The 23,754-nt window shown below is 66.3% G+C and carries 16 protein-coding genes and 1 pseudogene; 15 read left to right on the forward strand and 2 right to left on the reverse strand.

Annotation, left to right across the window (positions count from 1 at the left end):
- The first annotated feature begins 123 nt into the window (after positions 1-123).
- From ACCQ10_RS07600 to ACCQ10_RS07640, 9 genes and pseudogenes are all read left to right on the forward strand, one after another.
- Positions 124-915 carry a glycine zipper 2TM domain-containing protein gene (locus ACCQ10_RS07600; RefSeq protein WP_372362676.1) on the forward strand — a complete coding sequence of 264 codons (792 nt, stop codon included), beginning with the start codon at positions 124-126 and terminating at the stop codon, positions 913-915.
- 120 nt (positions 916-1,035) lie between these two features.
- Positions 1,036-2,211 carry an acyl-CoA dehydrogenase family protein gene (locus tag ACCQ10_RS07605; protein WP_372362677.1) on the forward strand — a complete coding sequence of 392 codons (1,176 nt, stop codon included), beginning with the start codon at positions 1,036-1,038 and terminating at the stop codon, positions 2,209-2,211.
- A 31-nt stretch (positions 2,212-2,242) separates the two neighbouring features.
- Positions 2,243-4,842: pseudogene (locus ACCQ10_RS07610) on the forward strand (DUF3857 domain-containing transglutaminase family protein).
- 152 nt (positions 4,843-4,994) lie between these two features.
- Positions 4,995-5,633, forward strand: coding sequence for a glutathione S-transferase family protein (locus ACCQ10_RS07615; protein WP_039403353.1), 639 nt, complete (start codon positions 4,995-4,997; stop codon positions 5,631-5,633).
- Positions 5,634-5,808: 175 nt separating this feature from the next.
- A complete protein-coding gene (asnB, locus tag ACCQ10_RS07620) occupies positions 5,809-7,749 on the forward strand; it encodes an asparagine synthase (glutamine-hydrolyzing) (protein WP_372362678.1) in 1,941 nt (646 codons plus the stop codon).
- 69 nt (positions 7,750-7,818) lie between these two features.
- Positions 7,819-8,373: an NADPH-dependent FMN reductase gene (locus ACCQ10_RS07625; protein WP_372362679.1), complete on the forward strand. Its 555-nt coding sequence runs from the start codon at positions 7,819-7,821 to the stop codon at positions 8,371-8,373.
- 221 nt (positions 8,374-8,594) lie between these two features.
- Positions 8,595-10,025: a replicative DNA helicase gene (locus ACCQ10_RS07630; protein ID WP_039403345.1), complete on the forward strand. Its 1,431-nt coding sequence runs from the start codon at positions 8,595-8,597 to the stop codon at positions 10,023-10,025.
- A gap of 263 nt (positions 10,026-10,288) precedes the next feature.
- Complete coding sequence (locus ACCQ10_RS07635; protein WP_372362680.1) at positions 10,289-11,707, forward strand: cryptochrome/photolyase family protein; 1,419 nt, start codon at positions 10,289-10,291, stop codon at positions 11,705-11,707.
- Between the two features lie 269 nt (positions 11,708-11,976).
- Positions 11,977-12,702, forward strand: a complete 726-nt coding sequence (locus tag ACCQ10_RS07640; protein ID WP_039403338.1) for a YiaD family glycine zipper/OmpA-like lipoprotein — start codon at positions 11,977-11,979, stop codon at positions 12,700-12,702.
- A 601-nt stretch (positions 12,703-13,303) separates the two neighbouring features.
- On the opposite strand, the gene ACCQ10_RS07645 is transcribed toward ACCQ10_RS07640, so the two are convergent.
- Both ACCQ10_RS07645 and ACCQ10_RS07650 read right to left on the reverse strand, forming a co-directional pair.
- Complete coding sequence (locus tag ACCQ10_RS07645; protein WP_184386145.1) at positions 13,304-14,227, reverse strand: IS110 family RNA-guided transposase; 924 nt, start codon at positions 14,225-14,227, stop codon at positions 13,304-13,306.
- A gap of 624 nt (positions 14,228-14,851) precedes the next feature.
- Positions 14,852-15,886: an XC_2801 family transcriptional regulator gene (locus ACCQ10_RS07650; protein ID WP_166750359.1), complete on the reverse strand. Its 1,035-nt coding sequence runs from the start codon at positions 15,884-15,886 to the stop codon at positions 14,852-14,854.
- 129 nt (positions 15,887-16,015) lie between these two features.
- Between ACCQ10_RS07650 and ACCQ10_RS07655 the strand changes: the two genes are divergently transcribed.
- From ACCQ10_RS07655 to ACCQ10_RS07680, 6 genes are all read left to right on the forward strand, one after another.
- Positions 16,016-16,243, forward strand: coding sequence for a hypothetical protein (locus ACCQ10_RS07655; protein WP_372362681.1), 228 nt, complete (start codon positions 16,016-16,018; stop codon positions 16,241-16,243).
- A complete protein-coding gene (locus ACCQ10_RS07660; RefSeq protein WP_047696767.1) occupies positions 16,240-17,013 on the forward strand; it encodes an SDR family oxidoreductase in 774 nt (257 codons plus the stop codon). The genes ACCQ10_RS07655 and ACCQ10_RS07660 overlap by 4 nt, the downstream gene beginning before the upstream one ends.
- The gene (locus tag ACCQ10_RS07665) at positions 17,010-18,206 is read left to right on the forward strand and encodes an efflux RND transporter periplasmic adaptor subunit (protein WP_039403326.1); all 1,197 of its coding nucleotides are present in this window, start codon (positions 17,010-17,012) and stop codon (positions 18,204-18,206) included. Before ACCQ10_RS07660 ends, ACCQ10_RS07665 begins: the two co-directional genes overlap by 4 nt.
- Before the next feature lie 106 nt (positions 18,207-18,312).
- Positions 18,313-21,483, forward strand: coding sequence for an efflux RND transporter permease subunit (locus tag ACCQ10_RS07670; RefSeq protein WP_047696763.1), 3,171 nt, complete (start codon positions 18,313-18,315; stop codon positions 21,481-21,483).
- A gap of 36 nt (positions 21,484-21,519) precedes the next feature.
- Positions 21,520-22,251: an SDR family oxidoreductase gene (locus tag ACCQ10_RS07675; RefSeq protein WP_166743256.1), complete on the forward strand. Its 732-nt coding sequence runs from the start codon at positions 21,520-21,522 to the stop codon at positions 22,249-22,251.
- Positions 22,245-23,672 carry an efflux transporter outer membrane subunit gene (locus tag ACCQ10_RS07680; protein ID WP_372362682.1) on the forward strand — a complete coding sequence of 476 codons (1,428 nt, stop codon included), beginning with the start codon at positions 22,245-22,247 and terminating at the stop codon, positions 23,670-23,672. The genes ACCQ10_RS07675 and ACCQ10_RS07680 overlap by 7 nt, the downstream gene beginning before the upstream one ends.
- Positions 23,673-23,754: the final 82 nt, after the last annotated feature.

Consider the following 23,754-nt stretch of genomic DNA (forward strand, 5'->3'; position numbering starts at 1 on the left):
AGTGCATGAAGTAACCGCTAGCTGAACTTAACCGAGCCGTTCATGAGCGAGGGCGTTTTCGTTCAGGGTTCACATGCTGGAATCACGCCGTCAACAACGCGGTGCGTCCGCAGGGAGCTGGTTATGAAGAGCAATACGACAACTATACTGGTCGCTGCTGGTGCCTTGCTGGTTGGAGGCGTGGCTACGGCCGCCTTCATGAATAATCGTCCGTCGTCGGGCGACTTCGTGGCGAATGGCCAGCCGGCGCCGCGCGGTCTGGAATACGCCGACGTGGTTCGGGTCGCCCCGATCACCCAGCGCGAGCCCCAGTACGCCCAGGTCATCAACAGCAACGCCATCCGCGAAACCACCACCAGCTCTTCGCCGCGCGAAGTGTGCCGCGACGTCGTGGTGCAGGAGCGTCTGCCCGAGCGCGATGGCAATGTCGGCGGCACCGTGGCCGGCGCGGTCATCGGTGGCCTGATCGGTAACCAGGTCGGTGGCGGCAACGGCCGCAAGCTGGCCACGGCCGCAGGTGCGGTGGGCGGCGGGTTCATCGGCAACCGCGTGGACCGCAACCATGTCGGCGGCCGCGTGGTGGATCGCACCGAGCGCCAGTGCCACACCGAAAATGCCAACTCCTCGTCGTCGCGCGTGGTGGGCTATGACGTGACCTACCGCAATGCCGATGGCACCACCGGCACCATGCGGATGGACAACAAGCCGGGTGAGCGCATTTCGCTGGGCGATGCCGACAATGTGGTGGCCTACGACGTGACGTATCGCTACGACGGGTTCGAAAAGACCGTGCGCATGAACGACAAGCCGACGAGCGATCGCCTTGCGGTCGTCGATGGTCAGTTGGTGACCCAGACCGCCTCGACCGCGGGAGATGCGGGCATCCGTCAGGACGGCATGAGCAGCCGCCAGTGATGGGCTGAGCCTCCCTGCGTCAACGAGAGCCGGCATCGCCGGCTCTTTTTTTGCCCGCGCCCCTGCGCAACGAGGCCGCGTGCGCCCGGCAACTGACGGATACTTGCCGCAACTCCCTGCTTGGAAGCGGCGATGCCGGTGCGTGCCGATGATCTGTTCGATGTGCGTGGGCTGCTCACCGACGACGAGCGGGCGGTGCAGGATGCGGTGGCGCGCTTCACCGACAACCGCGTGCTGCCTGCCATCGGCGATGCCTTCGACGCCGCGCGGTTTCCACGCGAGTGGGTGCCGGAATTGGCGGGCCTGGGCGTGCTGGGCGCCAGCCTGCCGGTGGAAGATGGCGGTGCGGGCCTGGGCGCGGTGGCGTATGGGCTGATCTGCCAGGAACTGGAGCGTGGCGACAGCGGGGTGCGCAGTTTTGTCAGCGTGCAATCCTCGCTGTGCATGTATCCGATCCATGCCTATGACAGCGAGGCGCAACGCCGGCGCTGGCTGCCGGAGATGGCCGCCGGCCGGGTGATCGGCTGCTTCGGGCTGAGCGAGGCGCAAGGGGGTTCGGACCCGGCCGCCATGACCACGCGTGCGGTGCGCGAGGGCGACGGCTGGCGCTTGAACGGTGCCAAGCTGTGGATCACGAACGGCAGCATTGCCGGCCTGGCCGTCATCTGGGCGCAGACCGATGATGGTGTGTGCGGGTTTCTGGTGGAGACCGACAGCCCCGGTTTCGGCGCGCAGGACATCTCGCACAAGATGAGCCTGCGTGCGTCGGTCACGTCGGCGTTGTTTCTGGACAACGTGTTCGTGCCAGAACCCATGCGGCTACCGAACGCGGCCGGCCTCAAGGCGCCGCTGGGCTGCCTCAACCAGGCTCGCTACGGCATCGCCTGGGGCGCAATCGGCGCGGCGGTGGCCTGCCTGCGCGAGGCGCTGGCCTATAGCGGCGAGCGCATCCTGTTCGGCCGGCCCCTGGCGGCCACCCAGAGCGCGCAGATCAAGCTGGCCGACATGGCGCGGCGCATTGCCACCGCCCAGTTGCTGGCGTTGCAGTTGGGGCGGCTGAAGGACGCCGGCACCGTGCGACCGGAGCAGATCTCGCTGGCAAAGTGGAATAATTGCCGCATGGCGCTGGACGTGGCGCGCGAATGCCGCGAGCTGCTGGGCGCGGCCGGCATCACCACCGAGCATGCGGCGATCCGGCATGCGCTGAACCTGGAATCGGTGATCACCTACGAGGGCACCGAAACCGTGCATCAGCTGGTGGTGGGACGTGCGTTGACGGGGTTCAATGCGTTTTGACGAGGAGCGGGTGTTGATCGGCAAGGATGGGATGGGACGCCTGCGTGGCGTGATGTGGATGGTGTGGGTGTGGTGTGCGATCACCGCCGGGGCGGCCGTACCGGCGCAGGCCAGCGAGGCGCCCACGATGGCGCCGGTGCCGGCATGGGTGGTGGCCGATGCGGTGCCCGAGCATGTGCCGGGCGCGAGCGGGCTGCGCTATGAGCTGGTGTCCGACCAGGTCGATCTCACCGGACGCGCGCCGCGCGCCTACCGGCGATTGAGCTACACGGTGCAACGTGCCAAGAGCCTGGACGAGGCCGGCCAGATTTCCGTCGACTATCAGCCGCAGTACCAGACGCTGGAGCTCAACAGCCTGGACGTGTGGCGCGACGGCAAGCGCATCGACATGCGCGGCCGGGCCCACTACGCGCGCCTGCGCCGCGAAAGCGGGCTGGAGGATGGCTTGATCGATGGCGCGTTGACCCTGTCGATCACCCTGCCGGATCTGCGCGTGGGGGACCGGGTCGATTATGGCGTGACCGTCACTGGCAGCAATCCGGTCTTCGGCAAGGGCTATCACGACGTGTTCGATGCACGCTATGGGGTGCCGCTGGGCGAACGTCGGGTCCGCGTGCGTTACCCCGCCGCGATGGCGTTGCAGTGGCGCATCAGCGCGCCAGGCTTCAGCCGAAACGTCAGCACCGCGGACGGGGTCACGCTGTTGAACATCGGCGCACGCACGATCGCCGCCGTGCAGCCGGAAAAGGACGCTCCCGACGATGTCGACCCATACGGGTTGATCGAGATCTCCACCGCCGGCAACTGGGCGGCGGTCGCGGCGTGGGCGGCGCAGCTGTATCCGGATGCATTCAAGGACGCGCAGGTGGCCGCCGGCATGGCGCAGAGCCTGCGGCTGCGCAGCGACGATCCACAGGGCGCGTTGCTGCGCGCGGTGGCATTCGTGCAGGGCGAGATCCGTTACGTCGGGCTGGACATGGGCGAGAACTCGCACGCCCCGCATGCGCCGGAAGTGACCTTGCGCAACCGCTATGGCGATTGCAAGGACAAGGCGACCTTGTTGATTGCGCTGCTGCAGCTGGCCGGCATCCGCGCCGAGCCGGTGCTGGTCAGCAGCAACAAGGGCGGCACGCTGGATCAGCGCCTGCCCAGTCCGTACGCGTTCAACCATGTGGTGGTGCGTGCGCATCTGCCCCAGGGCGAGATCTGGGTGGATGCCACGCGCGACCGCGAGGACGGTGCGCTTGCGCAGCGCCAGCCACTGCCGTTCGTGCGCGGATTGCCGGTGCTGGCCGGGCAGGACGCCCTGGTGGCGGTGCCGGCGCCGATGCCGACGTTGCCGCAGGTCGAGGTGGTCGAGGACGTGGTCGTGTCGCTGCGCAAGCCGCAGCGCGTGGCGCGCTTTGCGGTGGACACCATCTACCGGCAGGGGCGCGGGGAGCAGGTGGCGTCGGGTTTCGAAACCAATGGTGCGCCCGCTGTGGGCGAGCACTATCTGGAGTTCATGCAGCACTACTACACCGCGCTGACCCAGGTGAGCGAGCCGACCATCGACGCTGCCGACGCGCTGAACGTGCGCACCCACGAAACCTATCGGCTGGAATGGCCGGCCAGGGAAGGCGACGAGCTCGGCTTCCCGTTGTTCCAGCTCGGCGAGTGGATGCAGGCCTTGCCCGCGCAGGCGCGCAAGAGCCCGTTGGCGCTGGGTGGACCGCAGCTGGCACGGCAGACCGTGCGCGTGCAGGCCGACCCGGCGGTGACCGTTGAAAGCGATACGCAGATCGTGGCCAACCCCTGGTTCCGCTTCTCGCGCACGATCGCAGTGCGCGATGACCGCCTGGTCATCGTGGGCGAATGGCAGCGTTTTACCGATCGCATTCCCGCCGGGGAGGTGGCACGTGCATCGGCCGACATGGAGCGTGCGCGCGACCTGCTGTACTTCATCACGATCTCAAGCCGCGGCGGCGCTCGCAGCCACCGGACTGGCGTGCGCTGGGCGAACCGTTGGCCGGTTTGCTGGCGCTGATCGTGCTGGTACTGGCGTGCCTGCCGTGGTGGCGTGCTGGCGGATTGGGCGGGATGCTGTTCAACCCGCATGGCACGGCGCAACGCATGCCGCAACAAGTCCGGTTGCGCATGAGCGCGTGGGCCGTGTTTGTCGTGACCACGCTGGTGGCGACATGGATGTGGCTGCACGCGCTGCCGTGGTGGATGCAGCTGGCGGGCGTCGTCGCCGTCGGTGCGCTGCTGCCGCTGGGCTGCGTGCTGCTCACGTTGCTGTTGCGCTGGATGGGCAGCGCTGCGCGTTTCGATCGCCTGCTGCCGGCGATGGCCGGCAGTGTGCTGCCATGGTTGGTGTGCGTGCTCGCCGCGCTGGTGGCGCTCAAGGGCAGGGTGGGGCTGCTGCGCACCGGGGCCAGCGACCCGGCCGGCATGGCGCAGCTGTCGGTGTGCGTGTTGCTGCTGATGCTCGGGGCGGTGTGGTGGTCGATCAGCGCAATCCAGTCGGTGGCCGGCACGACCGGCTGTGCGCGCAGCCGCGCGTTCGGTGCCTGGGCGTTGACGCTGTCGCTGCTGGGCGTGCTGCTGACGGTGCTGGGGGTGCCGGTTGCCATCGTGGCGATGGGCTGAGGCGGGATGCGGCCCACCTCGGCTGCAGGCTCCTGCGCTGGCAGCGCGCACTCTGCCGGCGATGGCCGGCCAGCACCCTGCGCAGGGCTTTGCAAAGCCGCAAAGGGCTGTGACACTGCCAGCCCCCTCGTTGTTGCCGCGGAGCCAGTGTGATGTCGACCGTGCGTCCCCCGTTGACCGTGCATGGCATGTCCAGCTCCGGTAATTGCTACAAGGTGCGTCTGCTGCTGGAGCAGCTGGGCAGCCGGTATCACTGGGTCGAAGTGGATAGCGTGGCCGGGCAGAGCCGCACGCCCGAGTACCTGGCCAAGAACCCCAACGGCAAGGTGCCGATGGTGGAGCGCGACGACGGCCGTGTGCTCACCGAATCCAACGCGATCCTGTTCTGGCTGGCCGAAGGCACGCCGTACCTGCCCACCGATGCCTGGCAGCGCGCGCAGGCCCTGAGCTGGATGTTCTTCGAACAGTACAGCCATGAGCCGTATGTGGCGGTGGCGCGTTTCATCAGCCTGTGGACCCCGCGCGATGCGTCGCGCCGCGCGGAACTGCCGCAGCTGCGCGCGCGCGGCGAACAGGCCCTGGCGGTGATGGAACAGCACCTGCAGCAGCACGCCTGGTTCACCGGCGCCGACTACGGCATTGCCGACATCGCCTTGTTTGCCTACACCCATTGTGCGGCAGATGGCGGCTTCGATCTGGAGCGTTGGCCGGCGATCGATGCTTGGCTGCAACGCGTGCAGGCGCTGCCTGGATTCGTGCCGATGCCGACCCCTGCGGCGGTGGCGGCATGAGCGGCGCACGCTGCGTGCGGGTGGCCGATTCTGCTGCAGCCAACTGCGGAGCAGGTGGGGGCGGGCAGGGCGCTGGATCGGCCCCCGCGCACTCGCGCCAAGGCCGGCACGCCGGCAGTGCGCGGTGTGCCGGCGCTTCTCGCCCGGCCACCGTCATGTCGCAGGGGCGCTGAGGATGTGCGGATTGGCAGGATTGCTGCTGGCCTCGCCGCGCCTGCACGGCGAGCAGCTCGACGCGCTGGTGCGCCCCATGGGTGCGGCCGTGCGTCATCGCGGCCCCGACGATGCCGGCACCTGGTGCGATGCGCAGGCTGGCGTGGCGCTGGCGCACCAGCGGCTGAGCATCCTGGATCTGTCGCCGCTGGGACATCAGCCGATGCGCTCGGCCGACGGCCGCTATGTGCTGGCCTACAACGGCGAGGTCTACAACTTCGCGCAGTTGCGCGCGGCCCTGGCGGCGCTGGGGCATCGTTTTCGCGGTCATTCCGATACCGAGGTGCTGTTGGCGGCGGTGGTGGAGTGGGGCCTGGACGACACCCTGTCCCGCTGCAACGGCATGTTCGCCATCGCGCTGTGGGACGAGCGCGACAACTGTCTGTTTCTTGCACGCGACCGGGTGGGCAAAAAGCCCCTGTACTACGGCTGGGCCGGCGACACCCTGGTGTTCGGTTCCGAACTCAAGGCGTTGTGGCAGCACCCGGATTTCGACAATGGCGTCGATCGCAACGCGCTGACCTTGCTGCTGCGTCTGGGCTACATCCCGGCCCCGGCCTGCATCCATGAGCACACCTTCAAGCTGATGCCCGGCCGGGTGCTGCGGATCGATGCGCAGACCGTGGCGGCGGGCGCTGCCGCGCACCGGCCGGATCAGGCGCAGCAGCCGTTCTGGAATGCGCGCGAAGCGATGCAGCGCGCGCTGGCAGCGCCGTTCACCGGCACCGATGCGCAGGCCGAAGCGCAACTGGACAGCGTGTTGCGCGATGCGGTGGCGCTGCGCATGGTGGCCGACGTGCCGGTGGGCGTGTTCCTGTCCGGCGGCACCGATTCGTCGATCGTCACCGCGATGATGCAGGCGCAGAGCGCCCATCCGGTGCACACCTTCAGCATTGGGTTCGAAGGCTCGCATCACGACGAGGCGCCGCTGGCGCGCGAAGTGGCCACGCATCTGCACACTGACCACACCGAGCTCTATGTCAGCGGCGCCGATGCGCTGGCGGTGGTGCCGACCTTGCCGGACATGTTCGACGAACCGTTTGCCGACGCCTCGCAGGTGCCGACGGCCCTGGTGGCGCGGCTGGCACGCGGCGGGGTGACGGTGGCGCTGTCCGGCGACGGGGGCGACGAACTGTTCTTCGGCTACGGCCGCTACCAGCGCGCGCTGCGCAACTGGCGCATGCACGGCCTGGTACCGGGTCCGCTGCGCCGGCTGATGGCGGTGGCGGCGCGCAGCAACGGCGAGTCCTCGCGCACCGGCGGGTTGGCCGCGCTGGTGGCCGAAGCCGGCGCGCGTGGCATCGGCGACATCTACCGCAACCGCATCTCGCGTTGGCGCGATCCGGCCGCGGTGGTGCTGGGCGCCACCGAGCCGGACAGTTTCTACAGCCTGGCCGACCCGCTGCACGGCTCGGGCACGCCGGCCGACGCGATGATGCTGGCCGATTTTGCCGCCTACCTGCCCGACGATCTGTTGTGCAAGGTGGATCGCACCACCATGGCGGTGGGGCTGGAAGCGCGCGCACCGTTGCTGGACTGGCGCGTGGCCGAGTTCGCCTGGTCGTTGCCGCTGTCGCTCAAGTACCGCGATGGCGTCAGCAAGTACCTGCTCAAGCGCGTGCTGTGCCGCTACCTGCCCGACCCGATGGTGTACCGCGGCAAGCGCGGCTTCGGCGCGCCAGTCAGTGCGTGGTTGCGCGGCGATCTGCACCGCTGGGCGGACGATCTGCTGGCGCATGGCACGCTGGAGCGCGAGGGCGTGTTTGCCGCCGATACCGTGGCCGGGCTCTGGCGCGCCTTCAACGGCGGCGAGCGCAAATGGCATACGCACCTGTGGACGGTGCTGATGTTCCAGGCATGGCAGGCGCATTGGCGCGCGCAGCGGGCGGCGGTGAGCCGCTGAGGCGTTTCACCGGGTGTGCGCGTCGGGCTGACTAGAGTCGGGCGCTGGTTTCCCCAATGGAGCGTTCCCATGAGCAAGTTCACCATCGCCGTTCTCGTCGGCAGCCTGCGCGCAGCGTCGTACAACCGTCAGCTGGCACGCGCGCTGGAGCATCTGGCCGGCGACAAGGCCGTGTTCGAGTACGTGGAAATCGGGGATATCCCGTTGTACAACCAGGATCGCGATAGCGATTTCCCGGCCGAAGGCACGCGCCTGAAACAGCAAATCCGCGCCGCCGATGCGGTGTTGTTCGTGACCCCCGAATACAACCGCTCGATCCCCGGCGTGCTCAAGAACGCGCTGGATACCGGCTCGCGCCCGTATGGCGACAGCGCGTTTTCCGGCAAGCCGGCAGCGGTGGTCGGCATCTCGGTCGGCGCCATCGGCACCGCCACCGCTCAGCAGCACCTGCGCAACGTGCTGGCCTACCTGAACATGCATGTGCTCGGCCAGCCGGAGGTGTTCCTGCAGTACAAGGACGGCCTGTTCGGACCGGACGACCAGCTCGCCAACGCCGACAGCCGCACGTTCCTGCAGGGCTTCATCGACGCCTTCCTGAGCCTGATCGAGCGCACCAAGCGCTGAGTTGACCACAGCGATTCCCGGCCCGGCCCAGGCCTGCCGGACGGGCCGGGGGCATGCCGCAAACCCAGGCGGGGCGGGCGTCTCGGCCGCTGCGATAGCGGTGGCGTACAACGCTGATGCACCGGCTGTCCACCAGTTATCCACAGAGTTGTGCATGGTCGTCGGCGCCGCCGATGACTATGCTTCCTGCCCTCGTCTCCCCGCGTCAGGTCTGTTCGTCCATGTCTGCTCGTCCTGGTTTCCGTTCCAAGCGCAATCGCGATCGCGACGACGACGATTATGATCGTCCCGAGCCGCGTCTGGACCAGCTGCGGGTACCGCCGCATTCGGTGGAGGCCGAACAGGCGGTGCTGGGCGGGCTGATGCTGGCGCCGGACGCATTCGACCGGGTCAACGACCAGCTCACCGAAAACGACTTCTACCGGCGCGATCACCGGCTGATCTACCGCGCCATCCGCGAATTGAACGAGAAGGACCGCCCGTTCGATGCGGTGACCCTGGGCGAGTGGTTCGAGTCGCAGGGCAAGCTGGAGCAGGTGGGCGATGGCGCCTACCTGATCGAGCTGGCCAGCACTACGCCGTCGGCGGCCAACATCGCCGCCTATGCGGAAATCGTGCGCGACAAGGCGGTGCTGCGGCAGCTGATCGAGGTGGGGACCACCATCGTCAACGATGGCTTCCAGCCGGAAGGCCGCGAGAGCGTTGAATTGCTGTCGGCCGCAGAAAAAGCCGTGTTCAAGATCGCCGAAGCCGGCGCGCGCGGCCGCACCGATTTCGTCGCCATGCCGGGCGCGCTGAAGGATGCCTTCGAAGAGCTGCGCAACCGATTTGAAAACGGCGGCAACATCACCGGCCTTCCCACCGGCTACACCGATTTCGACGCGATGACCGCCGGCCTGCAGCCGACCGACCTGATCATCCTGGCGGCACGTCCGGCCATGGGCAAGACCACCTTTGCGCTAAACATCGCCGAATACGCCGCGATCAAATCCAAGAAGGGCGTGGCGGTATTTTCGATGGAAATGTCGGCCTCGCAGCTGGCGATGCGCCTGATCTCGTCGAACGGCCGCATCAACGCGCAGCGTCTGCGTACCGGCGCGCTGGAAGACGAGGATTGGGCGCGCGTGACCGGCGCGATCAAGATGCTGAAGGAAACCAAGATCTTCATCGACGACACGCCTGGCGTGTCGCCGGAGGTGCTGCGGTCCAAGTGCCGCCGGCTCAAGCGCGAACACGATCTGGGCCTGATCGTGATCGACTACCTGCAGCTGATGTCGGTGCCGGGCAACAGCGAGAACCGCGCAACGGAAATCTCGGAAATCTCGCGTGGACTCAAGGGCCTGGCCAAGGAACTCAACGTGCCGGTGATCGCGCTGTCGCAGCTCAACCGCTCGCTGGAAACGCGCACCGACAAGCGCCCGGTGATGGCCGACCTGCGCGAATCGGGCGCAATCGAGCAGGACGCGGACATGATCGTCTTCATTTACCGCGACGATTACTACAACAAGGAAAATTCGCCGGACAAGGGTCTAGCCGAGATCATCATCGGCAAGCACCGCGGCGGCCCGACCGGGGCGTGCAAGCTGAAGTTCTTCGGTGAATACACCCGCTTCGACAATCTGGCGCACGATTCGGTGGGCAGCTTCGAGTAACGGCCGCGCGGCCGGTGCCCGCGCGCGTGGAGGGCATTGGACGGCGGCGGCGCGGCACGTCCCGCGTCGCCCGCTAGGCGCAGGCGCGTGATGGTGGCGATGTCGCTGCGCTGGCACTTGCGCAGCGATTGCGGCACGCGGTCTGCCAGTGCGCATGCTTAGGACGACGACCGGCATGCCGGCAGTGAACGCCGCCCGGCATCGCGCCATCGTTGCGTTTGCTGGCTTATGCTGCGCAGCCTCACCGCCGCTGCCGAGTCCGCATGTCATACGCCATCGTCTGGTTCCGTCGCGATCTGCGCCTGGAGGACAACCCGGCCCTGCGTGCCGCACTCGATGCCGGGCACCATCCGATCCCGCTGTATATCGATGCGCCGCACGAAGAAGGCGAATGGACACCCGGTGCGGCCTCGCGCAGCTGGCGGCATCACTCGCTCGCCGCGCTGGAGGCATCGTTGCGCGCGCTGGGCAGTGGGCTGGTCGTGCGGACCGGCAGCAGCGAGCAGGTGCTGGAGGAGGTGGTCGCCCAGACCAGTGCGGTGGCGGTGTACTGGAACCGCAAATACGAACCGGCGACCCAGTCGCGTGATGCCCAGATCAAGCGCAACCTGCGCGAACGCGGCATCGACGTGCAGAGCTGCAATGCATCGCTGTTGTTCGAGCCATGGCAGCTGTCCACGCAGCAGGGCGGGCCGTACAAGGTGTTCACCCCGTTCTGGCGCAATGCGCTGACGCAGCTGCAGCTGCCGGCCGCGGTGGCCGCACCGCGCAGCCTGCCGCCATTGCCAGCAACGCTGCCGTCCGTTGCGCTGGAGTCGCTGGCGCTGCGCCCGGACCTGAAGTGGGACACCGGCTTCTGGGAGCACTGGCAGCCTGGCGAGGCTGGCGCGCACGAAATGCTGGAGATTTTCATCGACGGCGCGCTCAACGGGTATCGCGACAATCGCGACCGACCTGATCGTGTCGGTACCTCGCAGCTATCGCCGCATCTGCACTTCGGCGAGATCGCGCCGTGGCGGATTGCCGCCACCCTTGAAGCGCATCGCAACGCACGCAACGGTGCTGAAATCGATGGCTATATCCGCCAGTTGGGTTGGCGCGATTTTGCGTATCACCTGCTGCATCATTTCCCGGACACCACCAACCGGAATCTCAATCCGCGTTTCGAAGGCTTCGCGTGGGCAAAGGCCGATCCGGTGGTCCTGCAGGCCTGGCAACGTGGCCGCACCGGCATTCCAATCGTCGATGCCGGCATGCGGCAACTCTGGCACACCGGCTGGATGCACAACCGCGTTCGCATGATCGTGGCCAGCCTGCTGTGCAAGCATCTGCGCGTGCACTGGGTCGAAGGCGCGCGTTGGTTCTGGGACACGCTGGTGGATGCAGACCTGGCCAACAACACCATGGGGTGGCAATGGGTGGCCGGCACTGGCGCCGATGCCGCGCCGTATTTCCGCGTGTTCAACCCGGTGACGCAGGCAGAAAAGTTCGATCCGCAAGCGGCCTACATCACCCGCTGGGTGCCCGAGCTCGGCAAGCTTGCAGTGAAGGAGCGCTTCGCTCCGTGGCTGCATCCGCTGTCGCTGGCGCGGCTTGCGCCGGAGTATCCGCGATCGCCCATCATCGGGCTGGCCGAAGGACGTGACGCCGCACTGGCGGCGTATGCAAAAACGCGCGGCTGACGACTGACGACAGCAATGCATTTTGGTACGCGTGCTGCTGCAATGTGGCGCTTTTCAAGTACGGCACGCGTCATCCTGGTGCTGCTGTGCGGCCAGCGGGTCGGCACGCCACGATTGCTTTGCCATGATGCGCGCGAGAAAACGTTTTCCTGAATGGACAACCCGCTGCGCGTCGCCGTCGCCCGCTTTCATCATGCGCCAGTCGCGTTGGTCTGTTTATCCTCGCGCACACGATTGAGCGCCGGATGGTCCGGCGAGAGGAGAACACCATGTCCCCAGCAGCCACCAAGAGCCTCGCCGTTGCACTGGCCAGCGCCATTGCGCTGTCAGCCTGCGCGACCGGCGGCTCGTATGTGCAGCGCGATCAATACGGCGAGCAGACGCAACAGCAGAACCGCACCGGCCGCAATGCGCTGATCGGTACCGCCATCGGTGTGGCTGCAGGTCTGCTTACCGGCGACAGCGCCACCGAGCGTCGCCAGCATGCCATGGTCGGTGCCGGCATCGGCGCGCTGAGTGGTGCAGCAGTCGGCCAGTACCAGGACCGCCAGGAACGCGCACTGCGCGAGCGCACCGCCAATACGGGTATCGAAGTGCAGCGTCAGGGCGACAACATCACCTTGAACCTGCCCGACGGGATCACCTTCGACTTCGGCAAGTCCGCGTTGAAGCCGCAGTTCTACAGCGCGCTCAACGGGGTCGCGTCCACGCTGCGGGAGTACAACCAGACCATGGTGGAAGTGGTTGGGCACACCGACAGCGTTGGTAGCGATGCGGTCAACCAGCGACTGTCCGAAGAACGCGCCGGTGCCGTGGCGCAATACCTGACCGCGCAGGGCGTGCAACGTGAGCGCATGGAAACCATGGGCGCCGGCAAGCGTTACCCGATTGCCGACAACAGCACCGATGCCGGCCGCGCACAGAACCGTCGCGTCGAAATTCGCCTGATTCCGTTGCGCGCCGAAGGCGCCGCCAGCAATACCGGCATGCGGTGAGTGTGCTGCATTGAATCGTGGCTTGGTCGATTCGACTGGCCCGCGATGTATTGAAAACAGGCCGCGGAAGCGGCCTGTTTTTTTGCACTGCATGTCTAATCGTCAAAAGCAGCTGATGTGCGCCTTTGCTGCAGGGCCCTTGCCCATTCACCATCGCGTGACATGCTGCAAGTACATCTTTCTAGGCTCTGGCGCGGCATCCATGCCGCTCAAGCTCTCGCGACGGTGGGCTGGCAAGGACCAGTCGAGTTGGTCGTTGCGCAAAGCTTTCGATAAAACAGCCAGCAAACTGTCTGGCGTGGTGTCCTCGCCGATTGCGGGACCGTTGGCGGCATGGATGCCGCCACCGAGCCCCCATGGACGGGTTAACGGCGTGTCCCGCGAGCGGTGAGGGCACCGCGCACTCGACGTCTTTGCGTTTGCTGCAGGGCCCTTGCCCGCCCACCATCGCAGGACACGCCGTGAATCCGTCCCTGGAGCAACTGTGTTGATCAGGATCTCGATCCGCGAGCTCTGATCGGTTTCCTTCAGACGTGTTCATCCATAGGTGGCGGCCGCTGGCCGGCACGCTTTTGCGTCTGCTCATGGCCATCGAGCATGCTCAGGCTGGCTGCGTGGCGGCTCTTTCATCGCGCACGCGCGCATTGAGGATGACCAGCATCTTGCGCATCACCGCCACGATCGCGACCTTGCCTTCCTTGCCGCGTGTCCGTAACGCTCTATAAAAATCACGCAGGCGGGGCTCGTGACGCGCCGAGGACATCGCCGCCATGTACAGCGCTTGCCGGATATCGGCACGGCCTCCGCCGATCCCTCGTTTCCCACGCATCTTGCCGCTGTCGCGCGATAGCGGGGCAACCCCCACCAATCGGGAGATCTGCTTTCCGTTGAGCGTCCCAAGCTCCGGCAACCGGCACGCCAACACGGCCAGCAATACCGGACCGACCCCTTTGAGCGTCTTCAACGCCGCCAGGTGCGGTTGCTCGATGAGCAGCGTCTTTAGCTGCCCGGCGATCAGTTCATCCAGCCGCGCCACACTGCGCACGAGCTGGTTCACGTTGGCCTGCAGCAGCTTGCGTAGCGGTTTGTCCGCCACCTGCAACAGCTGTTGTTTGGCCGTCTTCAGCAGATCGATGAGCTGGCGGCGGGCGCGGACATGCTCGCCCAGATGACGCTGCCACGGCGGCAGTGGAACATAGGGATGAAGCTCCATCTTCTCGGCCATACACGCCAGCATGCCCGCGTCCAGCCGATCGGTTTTTGCCAGTCCCAAGCCGTTGGCCAAGTGACGCGCCCGAGACGCATTGGCGCGTGCCACCGGGATTCCCGCCTGATGCAGCGCGTCCAGCGCGGCCAGCTCGTAGCCACCGGTCGCCTCCAGCACCACCTGCCTAACTGGCAGTGTCCTCAGCCAATGGACGAGCTTGCAGTGCCCGCTTGCCGTGTTGCTGAACTGGCGGGCCTCACCTTGAAAGACAGCCGCATCCAGGGACTTCTTGCACACATCGATCCCGATTCCGCTCATGGGAGATCTCCGCTAGGCTGGAAATGTCGAGAGCTCCCTCGCCTGCCCAGTCTTATCGTTTCGAGTGTCACCTCGGGCAACTGTTCGGGCGAAACAAGGGAGATTCCGGCGTGGGTGCCAAGCTCCAAGGCGATCGCTTAGATCCAGGCTCATACGGCAGCCCACGCCGGCTCTCGACACCTACGCTGCCACATTCCGAACAGATAAGGCTCTGGCGCGGCATCCATGCCGCTCAAGGTCCCGCGACGGTGAGCGGGCAAGGACCAGTCAAGTTGCTCGTTGCGCAGAGCTTTCAATAAAACAGCCAGCCAACTCTCTGGCGCGGCATCCATGCCGCTCAAGGTCCCGCGACGGTGGGCGGGCAAGGACCAGTCGAGTTGGTCGGTGCGTAGAGCTTAAAACACCAGCCGACTGCCTGGCGAGGGCACCGCGCACTCGACTAACCAAGCTTCTGATCTAGATAGTCCGGGACCTGTGTTGCTCAACGGCTTGGCGCTACATCGCTTTGATGCAACACGCACCGGCATTCAACCATCGCTCGCAGACGTACCCTCATCGGCCTTTTGGGCACCTTCTCCTGAGTGGGAGAAGGATTACTCCATTGGGCGACTGCTTGAAGCGGTCTTACGCCGTGGCGTTTTCCAGGATGCGCTTGCCCTCGGCGCGCAGTTCCGCTTCTGCGCCCACTTCGACCTTCGCGTCGTGGTCGGCTTTTTGCGCGGCCAGACGGGCAGGGCACTGCGCCATCATGTAGTCCGCGTCGAAGTTCATCCGCGTCACCAGAAAGTCCACGAATGCACGCACCTTCGGCGACACCAATCGACCGCCGGCGAACACGGCATTGAAATCCACTTCCGGCCCGGTCCAGCCAGCGAGCACGCGGCGTACCAGACCCGATTGCACGAACGGCTTGGCCATCACATCGCCGGTGAGCAGCAAGCCCTCACCGCATAACACCGCACCGTTGAGCGCCGCCGGGTCGTTAGCCACCATCAGCGGATTGACCGGAAAATCGCGGATGTCGCTGCCGTCGCTCAGCGACCAGAAGAAACGGTTGTTATGCACATTGCGGTTCTTGCGCAACGCCAGGGTGCGATGGAATTGCAGCTCGTCCGGATGCAGCGGCTCACCATAACGTTCGATATAGGACGGACTGGCGAACACCTGCGTGCGCAGGCTGCCCAGCTTGCGCGCGACCAGATTCGAATCGGGCAGGGCGCCGACGCGCAGCGCCAGATCGGCTTCGCCGCCGATCAGGTCCAGCTTCTCGTTGCCCAGATGCATGTCCAGCTGGATTTCCGGATATTGCGCGTGGAATTCACCCAGTAATGGCGCGATCCAGGTGATGCCCAGCGAATACGGCACGGTGAAACGCAACCAGCCGCGCGGGCCCGATTGCAGTTGCCCCACCGCGCTTTCGGCTTCTTCCAGCTCGCGCGCGATGCGCTGGCAATGCTCGTGGTACACCGAGCCGGCTTCGGTCAGGCCGATGCGACGCGTGGTCCGGTGCAGCAGGCGCGCACCCAGGCGCGTTTCCAGTTCCTGCACCTTCCGGCTGACGGTGGTCTTGGGCAGGCCGAGCGCGTTGGCGGCGGCGATGAAGCTGCCCTGTTCGACCACCTTGACGAAGATCAGGGTGTCGTTGAGATCGTGTGTCATGGGACTGCCTTCCGAGGGTCAGGAGGGATTAGACCGCTTGCGGGACGATTATTCCCCTAAATCCGGACTAATCAAGTGCTGCTTTGAGGCCTAGCTTATGCGGCATCCCCTCCATGCAGGAGCACGGCCATGTGGTTGTGCGATGTCTTCGGTTTGTCTTCCGCGTCCCGCAGCGCCATCGAAAGCGCCTTCGATCCGGTGATTTCCTCGGTAAAAAGCCAGCGCGCCAGCGTTTCGCGTGCATTTGCCGCATCGCCGAAACGGCAGGCCGGCGGCGCGCCCGCGCGGCGGACTGGACTGCCGGCGCGCTGGGCACAGCGTGGAATTGTCCCGATGTCGGGAGTGAAAGTCCCATGACCGGGATGGTCCAATCCGAGACGGCGGTCATAGGCGGTGCGGGCAGCGTGGGCGCGGGCATCGTCGCCGCGCTGCTTGACGCCGGCATGCCGGTGCTGGTGATTGGACGTGATGCCGCCAAGCTGGCGGCGCTGCGTGCCGAGCATGGCGATTCGCCGTTGCTGGATACCTTGCGCGGCTCGGTCGCCGACGATGCGTCCGCGCTGGCCCTGGCCACCGAGCTGGCCCAGCGCCCTCGTCCGCTGGGCGCGGTGATCGCCAGCCTGGGTAGCCCGCCCAAGGCCGGGCGCCTGCTGGACCGGCCGGTGGCGGCATTGCGCCGCCGCCTGGAGCGCGACGTGCTACCGCATCTGGCTGCTGCCCGCCACCTGCTGCCGCTGCTGGCCGAGGCCGACGGTGGCGGCCGCTATCTGTTGCTCGGCAGCCCCTGCGCGCTGCGTGCCTGGTCGGCGCATGGCGACCGCTCGGTCGCCGCCGCCGCCACCCGCATGCTGGCCCAGGTGCTGCATGAAGAAGCCAAGCCGCTGGGCGTGCGTGTGCACCTGCTCTCGGTCGAGCAACCGGTGTGTACGCCCGGCCGCGCGAAGGAGGCCTGTCCGGAATGGATTCGCGCCGTGGATGTCGGGCGCGCCGCCGTCTCCCTGATCGCCGGGCCTGGCCAGCCCGGACAACCCATCGTGACCGTCAGCCGTCGTCTGCCCTCCGCCCCGTCGGTGGACCGGTTGGCCGGTCTGCATTTGCCTATCCCCACTCGAGAGATGTCTCCATGACCCCGAACGCCACCCCGTTCCGTTTCCCCATGCGTCCCGTGCTGACGGCCGCCGTGCTCGCGGTGGTGCTTGCCGCCTGTGGCGGCGGCGCTGCGCAGACCGGCGCGCCGCCACCGCCCAGCGTCAGTGTCGCCCCGGTGCTGATCAAGGAAATCAGCCAGTGGGACGAATTCAGCGGCCGGATTGAGCCGGTGGAAAGCGTCGAGCTGCGTCCGCGCGTGTCCGGCTACATCGACAAGGTCAACTACACCGAAGGTGCGGAAGTGAAGAAGGGCGATGTACTCTTCAGCATCGACGACCGTAGCTATCGCGCCGATTTCGCCCGCGCCAATGCCGCGCTGGTGCGGGCCCGCACCCAGGCCACGCTGGCGCGCAGCGAAGCCGCGCGTGCACGCAAACTCTCCGACCAGCAGGCCATCTCCACCGAAACCTGGGAGCAGCGCCGCGCCGCCGCCGATCAGGCCGATGCCGACCTGCTGGCCGCACAGGCCGCGGTGGACACCGCCAGGCTCAACCTGGACTGGAGCCGCGTGCGTGCGCCGATCGACGGCCGCGCCGGGCGGGCGATGGTCACCGCCGGCAACCTGGTCACCGCCGGCGACAGCGCCAGCGTGCTGACCACGCTGGTGTCGCTGGACAAGGTGTTTGTCTATTTCGATGCCGACGAAGGCACCTTCCTGCGCTATTCGCAGATGGCCCGCAACGGCGAGCGTCCGGACGAACGCGGCGGTCAGTTGCCGGTGCGCATCGGCCTGGTCGGCGAGCAGGGCTTTCCGCACGAAGGACGGGTGGATTTCTTGGACAACCAGGTGACCCGCAGCACCGGCACCATCCGCGTGCGCGCGGTGCTGGACAACGCGCAGCGGCAGTTCACGCCGGGCCTGTACGCCCACGTGCAGCTGCTGGGCAGCGGCCAGTTCAAGGCCATGCTGGTCGACGAAAAGGCCGTGCTGACCGACCAGGACCGCAAGTACGTCTATGTGGTCGACAAGGACGGCAAGGCGCAGCGGCGCGATGTGGAGCTCGGCCGCGCTGCCGATGGTCTGCGCATCGTGCGCAAGGGCCTGGCGGCCGGTGACCGTGTCGTGGTCGACGGCGTGCAGAAGATCTTCATGCCCGGCATGCCGGTCGATGCCAAGGCCGTGGCCATGGCATCGGCGCCGGCAGCGGACAAACGCACCGCTTCGAACTGATTCATCGCTGCAGCGCAGCCCATGACCGCCGGCCCTTTCACTAGGCCGGCTCGGGGCCGCCGTGCCGCGCCGCCACCCGGCGGCAACCTCTTCCAGGACCACCCGAATGGACTTTTCCCGTTTTTTCATCGACCGGCCGATCTTTGCCGCGGTGCTGTCGATCATCATCTTCGCGGCCGGCCTGATCGCCATGCCGCTGCTGCCGATCAGCGAATACCCCGAAGTGGTACCGCCGAGCGTGCAGGTGCGCGCGGTGTATCCGGGCGCCAATCCCAAGGTCATCGCCGAGACCGTCGCCACGCCGCTTGAGGAAGCCATCAACGGCGTGGAAAACATGATGTACATGAAGTCGGTCGCCGGCTCGGACGGCGTGCTGATGGTCACCGTGACCTTCAAGCCGGGCACCGACCCGGACCAGGCGCAGGTGCAGGTGCAGAACCGCGTCAGCCAGGCGCAGGCGCGTCTGCCCGAGGACGTGCGCCGCCAGGGCGTGACCACGCAGAAGCAGTCGCCCACGCTGACCATGGTGGTGCATCTGACCTCGCCCAAGGGCAAGTACGACTCGCTGTACCTGAGCAACTACGCCACCTTGAAGGTTAAGGACGAGTTGTCGCGCCTGCCTGGCGTGGGCCAGATCCGCGTGTTCGGTGCCGGCGATTACGCCATGCGCATCTGGTTGAACCCGGACAAGGTGGCCGCGCGCGGCCTGACCGCCAGCGATGTGGTTGCCGCCATCCGCGAGCAGAACGTGCAGGTCTCCGCCGGCCAGCTCGGCGCAGAACCCATGCCCAACAAGAGCGATTTCCTGCTCTCGATCAATGCGCAGGGTCGCCTCACCACCGAAGAAGAGTTCGGCAACATCGTCATCCGCAGCGGCAACAGCGGTGAGATCGTGCGGTTGAGCGATGTGGCGCGTCTGGAACTGGGCGCCGGCAACTACACCCTGCGCTCGCAGCTGGACAACCAGAACGCGGTGGGCATGGGCGTGTTCCAGTCGCCCGGTGCCAACGCGATCGAACTGTCGGACGCGGTACGCGCCAAGATGGCCGAGCTGGAAAAGCAGTTCCCGCAGGACATGGCCTGGTCGGCCGCGTACGACCCCACCGTGTTCGTGCGTGACTCGATCAGCGCAGTGGTGCACACCTTGCTGGAAGCGGTGCTGCTGGTGGTGCTGGTGGTGATCCTGTTCCTGCAGACCTGGCGTGCGTCGATCATTCCGTTGCTGGCGGTGCCGGTGTCGGTGGTCGGTACGTTTGCCGCGCTGTATCTGCTCGGCTTTTCGATCAATACGCTGAGCCTGTTCGGGCTGGTGCTGGCGATCGGCATTGTGGTCGACGACGCGATCGTGGTGGTGGAAAACGTCGAGCGCAATATCGAAGAAGGGCTGAGCCCGTTGGCCGCTGCGCACCAGGCGATGCGCGAAGTGTCCGGGCCGATCATCGCCATCGCGCTGGTGCTGTGCGCGGTGTTCGTGCCGATGGCGTTCCTGTCGGGCGTGACCGGCCAGTTCTACAAGCAGTTCGCGGTGACCATCGCCATTTCCACGGTGATTTCGGCGATCAACTCGCTGACCTTGTCGCCGGCACTGGCGGCCATGCTACTCAAGGCGCACGACGCGCCGAAGGACGGCCCGTCGCGATTGATCGACCGTCTGTTCGGCTGGGTGTTCCGTCCGTTCAACCGCTTTTTCAACAGCAGCTCGCACAAATATCAGGGCGCGGTGTCGCGTACCCTGAGCAAGCGCGGTGCGGTGTTCATGGTGTATCTGCTGCTGCTGGTCGGCACCGGTTTCATGTTCAAGCTGGTGCCGGGCGGCTTCATTCCGACCCAGGACAAGCTGTACCTGATTGCCGGTACCAAACTGCCGGAAGGCGCCTCGCTGGAACGTACCAATGAGGTGATCCGCCAGATCAGCCAGATCGCAATGCAGACCGAAGGCGTGGATCACACCATCGCGTTCCCCGGCCTGAATCCGCTGCAGTTCACCAACACGCCCAACACCGGCACGGTGTTCATCACGCTCAAGCCGTTCAGTCAGCGCAGCCGCAGCGCGGTGCAGATCAACGCCGAGCTCAATGCACGCATCAGCCAGATCCAGCAGGGCTTTGCGTTCGCCTTCATGCCGCCGCCGATCCTGGGGTTGGGCCAGGGCTCGGGCTACTCGCTGTACATCCAGGACCGTGCGGGCCTGGGCTATGGCCAGCTGCAGAGCGCGGTCAACGCGATGTCCGGTGCGATCTCGCAGACGCCGGGCATGCAGTTCCCGATCGGTACCTACCAGGCCAACGTGCCGCAGCTCGATGCCAAGGTCGACCGCGACAAGGCCAAGGCGCAGGGCGTGCCGCTGACCAACCTGTTCGACACGCTGCAGACCTACCTGGGCTCGTCGTACATCAACGACTTCAATCGCTTCGGTCGCACCTATCAGGTGATTGCCCAGGCCGATGGACAGTTCCGCGACAGCGTCGAAGACATCGCCAACCTGCGTACCCGTAACGCCAATGGCGAAATGGTGCCGATCGGCAGCATGGTCACGCTGGGCCAGACGTATGGCCCGGACCCGGTGATCCGCTACAACGGCTACCCGGCCGCCGACCTCATCGGTGAAGCGGACCCGCGCGTACTCTCGTCCACCGAAGCGATGCAGAAGCTGGCCGGCATGGCACCGCAGGTGTTGCCCAACGGCATGAACATCGAGTGGACCGACCTGAGTTATCAGCAGTCCACGCAGGGCAACTCGGCGTTGATCGTGTTCCCGATGGCGGTGCTGCTGGCGTTCTTGGTGCTGGCCGCGTTGTACGAAAGCTGGACCTTGCCGCTGGCGGTGATCCTGATCGTGCCGATGACCTTGCTGTCTGCACTGTTCGGTGTGTGGCTGACCGGTGGCGACAACAACGTGTTCGTGCAGGTGGGTCTGGTGGTGTTGATGGGCCTGGCGTGCAAGAACGCGATCCTGATCGTGGAGTTCGCCCGCGAACTCGAAATGCACGGCAAGGGCATCGTGGAAGCCGCACTGGAAGCCTGCCGCCTGCGTCTACGCCCGATCGTGATGACTTCCATCGCCTTCATCGCCGGCACTGTGCCGCTGGTGTTCGGCCATGGTGCCGGCGCCGAAGTGCGCTCGGTCACCGGCATCACCGTCTTCGCCGGCATGTTGGGTGTGACCCTGTTCGGTCTGTTCCTGACCCCGGTGTTTTATGTGGCACTGCGCAAGTGGGTGACCCGTCGCGGTCCCGCTGCACCGGCTGCCGTTTCGCATGACGCCGTCAAGGCGTAAGCCCGTCACTTCCCCCAATTAAAGAGGATTCACCACATGAGCAACACCAAGATCGCACTGGTCACCGGCGCCACTCGCGGCATCGGCCTGGAAACCGTTCGGCAACTGGCCCAGGCCGGCGTGCACACGCTGCTGGCCGGCCGCAAGCGCGACGACGCCGTCGCCGCCGCGCTCAAGCTGCAGGCCGAAGGCCTGCCGGTGGAAGCGATTCAACTGGACGTCAACGACGACATCAGCATCGCCGCTGCCGTGGGCACGGTGGAGCAGCGCCATGGTCACCTGGACATCCTGGTCAACAACGCCGGCATCATGGTCGAAGACATCCAGCGCAAGCCCTCCGAGCAGAGCCTGGATGCGTGGAAGCGGACCTTCGACACCAACCTGTTCGCGGTGGTTGGCGTGACCAAGGCGTTCCTGCCGCTGCTGCGTCGTTCGCTGGCTGGGCGCATCGTCAACGTGTCGAGCATCCTCGGCTCGTTGACCTTGCACAGCCAGCCCGGCTCGCCGATCTATGACTTCAAGGTGCCGGCCTACAACGCCTCCAAGAGCGCGTTGAACAGCTGGACCGTGCATCTGGCCTACGAACTGCGCGACACCCCGATCAAGGTCAACACCGTGCATCCGGGCTACGTCAAGACCGACATGAACGGTGGCGGCGGCGAGATCGAGGTGGAGCAGGGCGCGCACAGCAGCGTGCAGATGGCGCTGCTGGACGCGCACGGCGCCACCGGCAGCTACACCCACCTGGGAGAGACCTTGCCATGGTAAGAACATTGCTCGGCGCGGCACTGGCCGCGCTGGTGCTCAGCGGTTGCGCGGTCGGGCCGGATTACCGGCCCGACCCACCCGCCTCGGTGACGCTGCAGGGCGCGCAGGACGCGGCCTTCAGCGCCGAATCGCCGGTCGGCAACTGGTGGTCGCAATTCGACGACCCGGTGCTGGAGCAACTGGTGCGCGATGCGCTGTTCGCCAACCACGACCTGCGCATTGCGGTGTCGCGGGTGAAGCAGGCACGCGCGGTGTTTGTGGAGCGCCGGCTCGACCAGGCCCCGCACATCACCGCACAAGGCAGCTTCGATCGCCGCGAGCAGCAGCAGGTGATCGCCGGCAATCAGCGCTTCCTCACCGAGCAGACCACGCTCGGTCTGGATGCGGCCTGGGAACTGGACCTGTTCGGTCGCCAGCGTCGCGCGTCGGAAGCCGCACGCGCCGATCTGGATGCGGAGCAGGCCAACCTGCAGGACGTGCAGGTCACTGTCGCCGCGGAAGTGGCGCGCAATTACTTCGAATTGCGCGGCACCCAGAAGCAGCTCGACGTCTCCAAGCGCACCCTGACCAATCTGCGCGACACCCAGAAACTCACGCAGACGCGCTGGGACCTGGGCGCCGGCAGCGAGCTGGATGTGCAGAGCAGCCTGGCGCGGTTGAAGGCGATCGAAGCGGATATTCCGTTGCTGGAAACCGCAGAAGCGCAGTACCGCCATCGTCTGGCAGTGTTGCTGGGGCAACAGCCCGACGCGCTGGATGCCACCCTGGTGGCGCGCAGCATGCCGGCGTTCGCACGCCCATTGCCGCTGGGCGACACCGCCGGCCTGCTGCGTCAGCGTCCGGATGTGCGTAGCGCCGAACGCCGGCTGGCCGCAGCCACCGCGCAGGTCGGCGTGGCCACGGCGGATCTGTTCCCGCGCATCAGCGTGAGTGGGTTTGTCGGCTTCCTGTCCGGCGATGCCGCCAGGTTGACCGAGGGCAATGCCAAGGCCTGGTCGATCACCCCGTCGATCAGCTGGGCGGCGTTCGACTTCGGCACCGTGCGTGCGCGCCTGCGTGCGAGCAAGGCGCAGGCCGAGGGCGCGTTGGCGCAGTACCAGCAGGCCGTCCTGCTGGCACTGGAAGATACCGAAAACGCCTTGATCGGGTACGGCCGCCAGCAGGCACGTCTGGCGATCGTCGTGGAGCAGGCCAACGCTGCGCGGCGAGCGGAGCAGCTGGCGCAGATCCGCTATCGCGAGGGCTCGGAGGACTTTCTCACCCTGCTGGATGCACAGCGCACCCAGCTGGCGGCGGACGATGCCCTGGCGCGGGCCGAGGCGGCGGTCAATGTCGGTGTGGTCGGGGTGTACAAGGCGCTTGGCGGCTGGAAGCAGGGCGAAGCACCCGCCGCTCCGGTGGCGGTGGTGGTCAAGCGTTGATGGACGCGCGGGGCGGTCAGTGGACCGCCCCGTCGCACGACCGCAGTGGGGCGTCCAGCTCAGGGTGCGCCATCGGCAGGCA

It is taken from the genome of Xanthomonas sp. NCPPB 1325 (assembly GCF_041477645.2).
Taxonomy (GTDB): domain Bacteria; phylum Pseudomonadota; class Gammaproteobacteria; order Xanthomonadales; family Xanthomonadaceae; genus Xanthomonas; species Xanthomonas cannabis.

Bases quoted from the DNA above. Each gene is read 5' to 3' on its own strand.
- ACCQ10_RS07600 (WP_372362676.1), top strand. From the start codon at position 124: ATGAAGAGCAATACGACAACTATACTGGTCGCTGCTGGTGCCTTGCTG.
- ACCQ10_RS07615 (WP_039403353.1), top strand. From the start codon at position 4,995: ATGTCGACCGTGCGTCCCCCGTTGACCGTGCATGGCATGTCCAGCTCC.
- asnB (WP_372362678.1), top strand. From the start codon at position 5,809: ATGTGCGGATTGGCAGGATTGCTGCTGGCCTCGCCGCGCCTGCACGGC.
- ACCQ10_RS07625 (WP_372362679.1), top strand. From the start codon at position 7,819: ATGAGCAAGTTCACCATCGCCGTTCTCGTCGGCAGCCTGCGCGCAGCG.
- ACCQ10_RS07630 (WP_039403345.1), top strand. From the start codon at position 8,595: ATGTCTGCTCGTCCTGGTTTCCGTTCCAAGCGCAATCGCGATCGCGAC.
- ACCQ10_RS07635 (WP_372362680.1), top strand. From the start codon at position 10,289: ATGTCATACGCCATCGTCTGGTTCCGTCGCGATCTGCGCCTGGAGGAC.
- ACCQ10_RS07640 (WP_039403338.1), top strand. From the start codon at position 11,977: ATGTCCCCAGCAGCCACCAAGAGCCTCGCCGTTGCACTGGCCAGCGCC.
- ACCQ10_RS07645 (WP_184386145.1), bottom strand. From the start codon at position 14,227: ATGAGCGGAATCGGGATCGATGTGTGCAAGAAGTCCCTGGATGCGGCT.
- ACCQ10_RS07650 (WP_166750359.1), bottom strand. From the start codon at position 15,886: ATGACACACGATCTCAACGACACCCTGATCTTCGTCAAGGTGGTCGAA.
- ACCQ10_RS07655 (WP_372362681.1), top strand. From the start codon at position 16,016: ATGTGGTTGTGCGATGTCTTCGGTTTGTCTTCCGCGTCCCGCAGCGCC.
- ACCQ10_RS07660 (WP_047696767.1), top strand. From the start codon at position 16,240: ATGACCGGGATGGTCCAATCCGAGACGGCGGTCATAGGCGGTGCGGGC.
- ACCQ10_RS07665 (WP_039403326.1), top strand. From the start codon at position 17,010: ATGACCCCGAACGCCACCCCGTTCCGTTTCCCCATGCGTCCCGTGCTG.
- ACCQ10_RS07670 (WP_047696763.1), top strand. From the start codon at position 18,313: ATGGACTTTTCCCGTTTTTTCATCGACCGGCCGATCTTTGCCGCGGTG.
- ACCQ10_RS07675 (WP_166743256.1), top strand. From the start codon at position 21,520: ATGAGCAACACCAAGATCGCACTGGTCACCGGCGCCACTCGCGGCATC.
- ACCQ10_RS07680 (WP_372362682.1), top strand. From the start codon at position 22,245: ATGGTAAGAACATTGCTCGGCGCGGCACTGGCCGCGCTGGTGCTCAGC.